Origin of the sequence: Nostoc sp. NMS4 (assembly GCF_017115095.1) — a bacterium.
Classification (GTDB): domain Bacteria; phylum Cyanobacteriota; class Cyanobacteriia; order Cyanobacteriales; family Nostocaceae; genus Nostoc.
This window is the reverse complement of sequence record NZ_JABXKI010000031.1, coordinates 26,807-34,648: the sequence shown is the minus strand read 5'-3', so window position 1 is coordinate 34,648 and position 7,842 is coordinate 26,807. Positions and strand designations below refer to the sequence as shown.

General features: G+C 43.7%; 9 protein-coding genes. 4 read left to right on the top strand and 5 right to left on the bottom strand.

Going from position 1 to position 7,842, the window contains the following annotated elements; all coding sequences use genetic code 11:
* Window positions 1-72 precede the first annotated feature (72 nt).
* From HWQ37_RS01065 to HWQ37_RS01055, 3 genes are all read right to left on the bottom strand, one after another.
* A complete protein-coding gene (locus HWQ37_RS01065) occupies window positions 73-549 on the bottom strand; it encodes an HNH endonuclease (protein WP_292742761.1) in 477 nt (158 codons plus the stop codon).
* Window positions 546-782 carry a hypothetical protein gene (locus HWQ37_RS01060; protein WP_292742759.1) on the bottom strand — a complete coding sequence of 79 codons (237 nt, stop codon included), beginning with the start codon at window positions 780-782 and terminating at the stop codon, window positions 546-548. Before HWQ37_RS01060 ends, HWQ37_RS01065 begins: the two co-directional genes overlap by 4 nt.
* Before the next feature lie 153 nt (window positions 783-935).
* Window positions 936-1,097 carry a hypothetical protein gene (locus HWQ37_RS01055; RefSeq protein ID WP_292742757.1) on the bottom strand — a complete coding sequence of 54 codons (162 nt, stop codon included), beginning with the start codon at window positions 1,095-1,097 and terminating at the stop codon, window positions 936-938.
* A gap of 158 nt (window positions 1,098-1,255) precedes the next feature.
* Here HWQ37_RS01055 and gap point away from each other — a divergent pair, with 158 nt between their 5' ends.
* The 3 genes from gap to HWQ37_RS01040 all read left to right on the top strand — a co-directional run bounded on the left by gap (window position 1,256) and on the right by HWQ37_RS01040 (window position 5,333).
* On the top strand, window positions 1,256-2,299 hold the full coding sequence (gene gap, locus HWQ37_RS01050) for a type I glyceraldehyde-3-phosphate dehydrogenase (protein ID WP_292742755.1): 1,044 nt from the start codon (window positions 1,256-1,258) through the stop codon (window positions 2,297-2,299).
* 387 nt (window positions 2,300-2,686) lie between these two features.
* Complete coding sequence (pyk, locus tag HWQ37_RS01045; protein ID WP_292742753.1) at window positions 2,687-4,117, top strand: pyruvate kinase; 1,431 nt, start codon at window positions 2,687-2,689, stop codon at window positions 4,115-4,117.
* Window positions 4,118-4,328: 211 nt separating this feature from the next.
* Complete coding sequence (locus tag HWQ37_RS01040) at window positions 4,329-5,333, top strand: transaldolase (protein ID WP_292742751.1); 1,005 nt, start codon at window positions 4,329-4,331, stop codon at window positions 5,331-5,333.
* Window positions 5,334-5,731: 398 nt separating this feature from the next.
* Here HWQ37_RS01040 and HWQ37_RS01035 read toward each other — a convergent pair whose 3' ends face one another.
* On the bottom strand, window positions 5,732-6,100 hold the full coding sequence (locus tag HWQ37_RS01035) for a hypothetical protein (protein WP_292742749.1): 369 nt from the start codon (window positions 6,098-6,100) through the stop codon (window positions 5,732-5,734).
* Between the two features lie 274 nt (window positions 6,101-6,374).
* A complete protein-coding gene (locus HWQ37_RS01030) occupies window positions 6,375-6,926 on the bottom strand; it encodes a DUF2231 domain-containing protein (protein WP_292742747.1) in 552 nt (183 codons plus the stop codon).
* A gap of 298 nt (window positions 6,927-7,224) precedes the next feature.
* Here HWQ37_RS01030 and HWQ37_RS01025 point away from each other — a divergent pair, with 298 nt between their 5' ends.
* The gene (locus tag HWQ37_RS01025; RefSeq protein WP_292742745.1) at window positions 7,225-7,791 is read left to right on the top strand and encodes an HD domain-containing protein; all 567 of its coding nucleotides are present in this window, start codon (window positions 7,225-7,227) and stop codon (window positions 7,789-7,791) included.
* Window positions 7,792-7,842 lie beyond the last annotated feature (51 nt).

The window sequence follows — 7,842 nt, the reverse complement described above, 5'->3', positions numbered from 1 at the left end:
CTCCCTCATCTCCCTCATCTCCCTGCCCCCATGCCTACAGAGCGATAGGATATTTTTTTAGTTGGAAGTCCCTTAGACAATTTCTCCTGAAGAATTAGGATTTTCTTGGCGTGGGTCAGAACGGGGAGGGTGAAAACCACCTTGTACCCAAAGTTGCCGAGATTTTTGGATAAAGCGGTCGGGACGGCGTTCATCATTTAAATCAATTCGGTTGCAAGTAGCTCGACCTGTAGGTGTAATGCCGATAATTTTTGTCCCATCTGCCGACCAGATAAAGTGTTCAGCCCACTGTTGCTGACGGGGATTAAATAAGGAGACTTCTTGCTCTGTTTCTGGGTCGATTCCGACTGTAAAATTATAGTGGCGTTCATTGCACCGACGACAAGCAGAAGCCAAATTATCCACATCATCCGAACCCGCCAAAGATTGCGGCTTGATATGGTCGATTGTCAGGGGAGATGTGCTAAGAAATTCTGGATAATGGCAGTATTCGCACCGAAAATTAGCGCGGTTCCGTACAAATTCTTGGATACTGTTAGGAATTGTCACGACCCAGATGCAATAGTGGCATTTATGTAGCTAAAAATTGTGTCTAATTCTCCAATAGCCTCTAGTTCGGCGGCTTCTTCTGGTGTCAGTAAATCAGCTTTTTTCTTATCCAGAAGTTCTTGCAAACGCGAACCTAGTTCTTCAGTAAATTTGAAAAGATTGAGATTGTTGACTTTTTCGACTCGAATACCAGTCGTTAGCCAAGATGAGGGTCTAATTACTACTGGATTCATAGGGTTATTACAATTTTTTAATATACTACTATTCTACTTACTTTACTATTAGTCAAACCTCGTCCGTAATTGTTAAACGGCGCAATGTATAGCAAAGTGCTGTTAGCGGTAGCGGGGCGTAAAATTTACAGCAGTTGACAAGAGTTAGGTTAATTAAGCGAGATTGAGCAACTGACTCCAGAAGAGCAATTGACAGTGATGGGGAATTTGGTGGAACGTGTGAAGAAACGTATCACCCAAGCGCAACCAAATCCCCAACAGGTTTTCCTCTGAAAGCGATCGCGTTTCGTAGACAAGTTGGGAAATTCTGGACATCACCAGTTGAAGTTAAATCCCCAATCCTTAAAAGATGCCAAGTAAATATGCCTTAGCTGACTGAGACTGTCAGGATCAAAGAGTAAAGAGTAAAAGGCAATCTATTTTGACTTTTAACTTTCTCCTTTTGTTCAACTTCCACAACGGGAGGTTTAATCTTGACTAAATTGAAAGTTGGTATCAATGGCTTCGGTCGAATCGGGCGACTTGTGCTTCGCGCTGGCATCGATAATCCCAACATTGAGTTTGTGGGCATTAACGACCTAGTACCACCAGATAACCTCGCTTATCTATTAAAGTACGACTCAACCCACGGTCAATTAAAGCACAAGGTTGAAGCCAAGGAAGACGGCATCCTGATTGACGGACACTTTATTCCTTGTGTGTCAGTTAGGAATCCAGCAGAGTTACCTTGGGGAAAATTAGGTGCAGATTATGTCGTGGAAGCTACGGGACTCTTTACCGACTACGAAGGAGCTGCAAACCACCTGAAGGCAGGTGCAAAGAGAGTGGTAATTTCCGCTCCCACCAAAGATCCAGATAGAGTTACTACCCTGTTAATGGGTGTCAATCATCACCTATTTGACCCTAGTAAGGATATCATTGTCTCCAATGCTAGCTGCACTACAAACTGTCTAGCTCCCATCGCTAAGGTGATTAATGACAATTTTGGGTTGACTGAAGGTTTAATGACCACAGTCCATGCTATGACTGCCACTCAGCCAACTGTAGACGGACCCAGCAAGAAAGACTGGCGGGGTGGTCGAGGTGCATCCCAAAATATTATTCCCTCTTCCACAGGCGCAGCGAAAGCCGTAGCACTGGTTTTACCAGAATTAAAGGGCAGATTAACTGGGATGGCATTGCGAGTTCCGACTCCCGATGTTTCTGTAGTTGATTTAACTTTCAAAACAGCCAAAGCCACTAGTTATAAGGAAATCTGTGCTGCCATGAAGGAGGCTGCCGCAGGTTCATTAACGGGTATTTTGGGCTACACAGATGAAGAAGTAGTTTCCACAGATTTTCAAGGTGATACTCATTCCAGCATCTTCGACGCAGGTGCTGGGATTGAGTTGAATCCCAATTTCTTCAAGGTAATTGCCTGGTATGACAACGAGTGGGGCTACTCAAATCGCGTGATTGACTTGATGTTGTCTATGTCACAGAAGGAAAAACTCGCACAGGCAGCAGCTGTGGTTTGATTAGTCATTTGTCATTAGTCATTGGTCATTTGTCATTAGAACTTGACCTTTGACTTTTGACTCTTGGGATTTGGGTCAAATGGGAAATACCTGAAAACAAAACGCATTTTAGTATCTTTACTTAGCAAACCAGTGATATGAAGCACGTGTGAATTTGGATGCCCTCGCATAATACCAATTCTGCAAAAGAAGACTAAAGGTTTAAACCGGGAAACCCAAATAAAATCTGAAGTCTCTTAATTACGAATTACGTTAGCGCAGCGTTAGCGAGTCCGCGATAGCGAAGCGTTAGCGACGCAGGAGCGTCGCGTCATTACGAATTACGAATTACGACGAATTGGTATAAAGCTTCCAAATTTGCAGGTTAATCCTCAACCCCTAATCCCTATGCGTCGAACCAAAATTATTTGTACTGTTGGACCGGCTACATCTGCACCTGAAAAGTTACAAGCCTTAGTAGAAGCTGGAATGAACGTGGCACGGCTGAATTTTTCCCACGGAGCTTATGAATTCCACGCGCAAACTGCTCAGTATCTCAGGCAGATTAGTAGTGAGCAGCAAAAGCCGATCGCTATTATGCAAGACTTGTGTGGCCCTAAGATCCGTTTGGGTATTTTACCACCAGAAGGGTTAAATCTGGAAGCTGGTAGTGAAGTTACCTTTGTTTTGCAAGAAAAGGGTGAGAGTATTGACGAAATACCTCTACCATTGCCGACTTTGTTCGCAATGATGCGACCAGGTGAACCGATTTTAATTAACGATGGTCGCGTCAAGTTGATTGTCACCGATCGCGATGCCGATCGCATTCGGGCGTTGGTGAAAATTGGCGGGTTAATTTCCACCCACAAGGGAGTCAACCTACCACAAACACCTCTACCTGTTAGTTCAATCACCGAAAAAGACTTGCTGGATTTGCGTTTTGGGATTCAGTTGGGTGTAGACTTGGTAGCGGTGTCCTTTGTGCGATCGCCACAAGATTTAGAACCCGCCCGTAGGATGATTGAAGCTGCTGGCGCTTCCATCCGTTTAATTGCCAAAATCGAAAGAGCAGAAGCAGTACAAGACTTTGACTCCATCCTCAAGGTTGCCGATGGCATTATGATTGCCCGTGGCGATTTGGGCGTAGAAATGCCGATTCATGAAGTCCCTCTGATTCAAAAAGATATAACTCGCCGTTGCAATCAGGCTGGTAAACCCGTGATTACAGCCACGCAAATGCTAGAGTCAATGATTAGCGCCCCCGATCCCACCCGCGCCGAGGCTACAGATGTTGCTAACTCCATCTTGGATGGTACAGATGCGGTAATGCTTTCTGGTGAAACAGCTGTTGGACAGTATCCCATCGCCGCAGTGCAAATGATGCACAACATCGCCGTGCGAACAGAACAAGCTTTAGATGAAGGTAGCAGACATTCTTGGTGTCATGAAGCAGGTAGTCTTAGCGTCACCGAATCTGTAGCCGAATCAGTGTGTCGCATCGCTTATGAAACAGGCTCACGGGCAATTCTCTGTAACACTTCTTCAGGGAACACGGCGAGAATGGTGTCTAAATATCGCCCAACTTCTCCGATTATTGCCTTAACACCTGACATCACCGTTTATCGCCAGTTAGCCCTTTCCTGGGGTGTGGAACCTTTGCTGATTCCACCAGTCCACAATGCTGAAGAGATGTTTACCAATGTGGTGAACAGAGTTGTAGACATGGGTTTAGCAAACAAGGGCGATAAAGTGGTGATTACCTCTGGTGTTCCAATTGGTAAATCAGGAACAACCAGTTTAATCAAAGTGCATTCCATTGGACAGCCAATTTCGGCATAAGGCACTTAGAATAAGGCTGGGGAGATGAGGGAGATGAGGGGGATGAGGGAGACAAGGGAGACAAGGGAGACAAGGGAGATAAGGGAGATAAACAAAACTCCTAACTCCTAACTCCTAACTCAGCACGGGCTAAACGCCCCGCTACCGCTAACAGCACTCAGCATTCGCTAGGGAATAAGTAAATCCTGTAACATTCATCACGGAGTATTTTATGTCTAAGAATTTACTGGAACAATTGCGAGAAGTGACTGTTGTAGTCGCAGATACAGGGGATATTCAGGCAATTGAAAAGTTTAAACCCCAAGATGCCACCACCAATCCTTCTCTGATTACTGCTGCGGCGCAGATGCCGGAATATCAGGGAATTGTTGATCAAACTTTACTCCAAGCCAAAAAAGATGCTGGAGCCGGAGCTACCCAAGCACAGATAGTTTCTCTAGCTTTTGACCGTTTGGCAGTTGCCTTTGGATTAAAGATTTTGCAAATCATTCCCGGTCGCGTGTCTACAGAAGTGGATGCTCGCTTGTCTTACGATACCGAAGCTACTCTGACTAAGGCACGGGAATTAATTGCTCAGTATAAAGCTGCTGGAGTTGGCCGCGATCGCGTTTTAATTAAAATTGCCACCACTTGGGAAGGTATTCGCGCTGCGGAAATTCTCGAAAAAGAAGGTATTCATTGTAACCTTACCTTGTTGTTTGGTCTTCATCAAGCGATCGCCTGTGCAGAAGCTGGCGTTACCCTAATTTCTCCCTTCGTTGGCCGGATTCTTGACTGGTACAAAAAAGATACCGGACGCGATAGCTACCCAGCAGCTGAAGACCCAGGTGTTTTGTCTGTCACCACAATCTACAACTACTACAAGAAATTCGGCTATAAAACCGAGGTTATGGGCGCTAGCTTCCGTAATCTTGGTGAAATTACTGAACTTGCAGGTAGTGATTTGCTGACTATTTCGCCATCGCTTTTGGCTGAATTGCAATCAACCGTTGCAGAACTGCCACGCAAACTTGACCCTGCCAAGGTAGCAAGTCTGGAAATTGAAAAGATATCCATTGACAAAGCTAGCTATGACAAGATGCACGCTGCCGATCGCATGGCAACTGACAAACTAGACGAAGGTATTAAAGGTTTTACCAAGGCACTAGAAGACCTTGAAAAACTTTTGGCAGACCGACTTGTTCGCCTTGAAGGAGAGGTAGTGGCAAGCCATTAGTGACTTCCAATTAAAAAACATCCATTGTAGTGTGCGTTACGGCTTAAGCCGTAACGCACATCAAGTTTATGGATAACTTATTTATTTGGTGGTTAGTTCGTAGTGAGGGCTTTAGCCCCATAGGTGTCAACTTAACGTAAAAGTCATGTCCCGCAAGAAACTGAAGTTCCTTGCTAATAGTTAAAGTCATCTAAAGATGACTAGATATCCCCAAAAATCTTTAGTCTACTTCAGTAGACTTTAGCTATTAGCCAAGAAATTTATTTCTTGGCGGGTTATAAAGCCAACAGTTAAGCTATTTCTAGCTTAAGTTAACACCAATGCTTTAGCCCTCACTACAAACCTTTAATTATTTACGCCCCTCGACTGATGCGCCTACGTCATTTTCACTCCGATGTCTAATAGCGTCGTCGGATAATTTGGTCGCGTCCGAAGCGTTGCCGTCGTTGGATAATCCCCTCTTCTCCGAAACGCTGCCGTCCTCGTATTATCTGCCGTTGTCTTAACTGCTGTCGTCGGATTATCTGCCGTCTTCCAAAGGGGTATCGGCGTTGAATCATTTCCCGTCGTCTATAGTATCGTCTCGATCGCCGTTGAGCAATCAAAACCTCTCCGGTTTTATTTCCAATCAGGTTGGCATCTGGCGCAACGCTCTGTTCATTCAGAGTATTACTTAGATTAATATCTTTCGCTTCAACTAATGAGGGCGGAGACACAAAGGCAAATAGCAATACTGCTATTGAGGATAACTTCCTGAAACCTTTCATGTTTTTGCTTCTCTAAACTTTGGGTAATAACTTTATTAAAACACTTTAAAGTCTGCAAATTACCGCTCGCGCACTTTTTTTAAACTTAATTTAGGATGAAATTATATATTGCAATTTCAATCTTTTGTATAATTGTAATTTTTTGAAACTTGTGTATATAAGTAGTTAGTATTTAACAGAATGTATTTTTTTTCACCACAAAAGTTTTGAGAGGTTAGTGGTGTTTAGATCCCCGACTTCTTCAAGAAGTCGGGGATCTAGCAGCCCCGCAAAATTAAGGATATCTTCTGCTACCAGCACCCACTACACCAATTTTGTGGCGATAGGAGAGTTCAGCACCGAACCAACCAGAAGCACTTGTCAGTGTACCAACAATGAGCGAAAGTACCAGCCCCCAAGGTAGTATTTGGGATTCAGCGTCACCCAAGCGGATGAGGAAGTTGACGAGTGATAAAACTAGTATAGAAACGTTAAGTATCAAATGCGTCCAACCGGCGGCGCGCTTGCGGACTCGTTCAATTTTCAAAAAGTCGCTAAGACCGATCGCAGATGCAAGGATACCTCCAGCTAATCCAAGTCCGATTAACCATAACGAAGCCCTAGCCCAAAAGAAATCACCAGTTAACCAGTAACCAATATCACTTCCCAAAGCGGCGGCTAAAAATGCTATGGGAAAGATCACACTTAGCGGGTGTAGAGGATGTCCAGCGATCGCCACTGTACTAGGTACACCAGTATCACGATATTCACTGTCGTTACTTTCAATAATTGGTGGAATGTTTGGAAAAGGTGTTGAACCTGTTTGCGTTGTTTCTGTAGTTTCCATTTATTTATTATCCTAAAATTTGCGATCGTTACATTTTGAAGCTGAAAAAGTTTTTTCAACAAACATTTGAATAGCGCATCCTTGAGTAAATTTAATAAACTAACAGCAGAGTTTTATCTATCTGGCGATGGAATATAAATATGAATGTTGTCTATCTAATTTCAAATTTCAATACCTCTATACCCCTTTCATGCTTTCTTACCTCTGCGCTGGGAGCGATTTGTTATAAAATTGACATAAATCCTTTATTTATTAAGTTGAGTTATTCTGATTCCTGACTCCTGACTCCTTTTATACAATGCTTTCAGAACGTTTTACCGCAGCCCTCACCTACGCCACCCAACTACACGCCAACCAAGTTCGTAAAGGTTCAGGTGTCCCTTACATTGCCCATTTATTAGGTGTTACCAGTATTGCTTTAGAATATGGGGCTAATGAAGATGAAGCGATCGCAGCCCTCTTACACGATGCGATCGAAGATCAAGGTGGGGCTGCAACACGAGAAGAAATTCGCCGTCGCTTTGGTGACAATGTAACGGCAATTGTAGATGGTTGTACTGACGCTGATACAACTCCCAAACCCCCTTGGCGACAGCGTAAGGAGGCATACATTGCTCATATTCCTACGGCTTCCCCATCAGTTCTGCTTGTGTCATTAGCTGATAAACTTTACAATGCCCAGTCTATTCTCAAAGATTATCGCATTTTGGGCGAATCACTTTGGGAGCGTTTTCAAGGACGTAAAGACGGTACTCTTTGGTATTATCGGGCGCTTGTAGATGCTTTTAAAAAGACTGGAAGCAGTATAATAATTGAGGAATTAGAACGGGTCATTTCACAAATTGAGGTGTTAGCATCTAAATAAAAAATTTTATTTACCCATCAGTAAATAAAAGATTTATAAGAACTAGACAAA